Here is a 797-nt window from a genome sequence, read left to right as displayed (position 1 = left end):
TTGTCTTTTGTAAACTTACTCATCTCTTTTGCCATATCAGTATCTCTTATTCTTGATTCTGCCGCTTGTGTATTTTCTGCTGCATTATCTAAGTTCTTGATTGTATGCTCAAGTCTATTTTGAATTGCTCCAAGTTTTGAACGTTGTTCTGATACCTTTGCTATAGCCGCATCTATTCTTGATAATGATTTACTAACATCACCATTACTTCCAACACTTATAGCTGAAGCTCCAGTTCCTATTTCTATAGCTTTTCCAGTCATACTAACTATAGATATAGTAAGAGTTTGTCCTTTATTAGCTCCTACTTGTAGTTTTTTACCAGACTTAAATCCTCCACTTAATAGAGTTTGTTTGTTGAATTGTGTCTTTTTAGCTACATCGTCTATTTCTGACCCAAGTTGTGCTATCTCTGCTTTTATAGCTTTTCTATCTTCGTCTTGATTAGTATCATTACCAGCTTGTACTGCAAGCTCTCTCATTCTTTGTAGCATTGCATGTACTTCGTCCAATGCTCCTTCTGCTGTTTGTACTGCTGAGATACCGTCTTGCGCATTTCTTGATGCTTGTGTAAGTCCTCTTACTTGTGAACGCATTTTTTCTGATATATATAGTCCTGCTGCGTCATCTGCCGCTCTGTTTATTCTTTGTCCTGTTGACAATTTTTCTACAGATTTGCTCATTCCGCCTGCGTTTACTCCCATTGATCTGTGTGCGTTCATTGACATCATATTGTGGTTAATTATCATTATATTTTCCTCCATGAATTTTTATGGACATCCTTGTCCTAATTTTTT

At 36.3% G+C, this 797-nt stretch carries 1 protein-coding gene; it reads right to left on the bottom strand.

What is annotated here, in order from left to right; all coding sequences use genetic code 11:
• On the bottom strand, nucleotides 1-749 hold a 749-nt coding region (locus HMPREF9630_RS00525; RefSeq protein ID WP_009526592.1), incomplete at its 3' end, for a flagellin N-terminal helical domain-containing protein.
• Nucleotides 750-797: the final 48 nt, after the last annotated feature.

It is taken from the genome of Peptoanaerobacter stomatis (assembly GCF_000238095.2).
Lineage (GTDB): Bacteria > Bacillota > Clostridia > Peptostreptococcales > Filifactoraceae > Peptoanaerobacter > Peptoanaerobacter stomatis_A.
The sequence above is the reverse complement of the archived record's forward strand: the minus strand, read 5'-3'. Positions and strand labels throughout refer to the sequence as shown.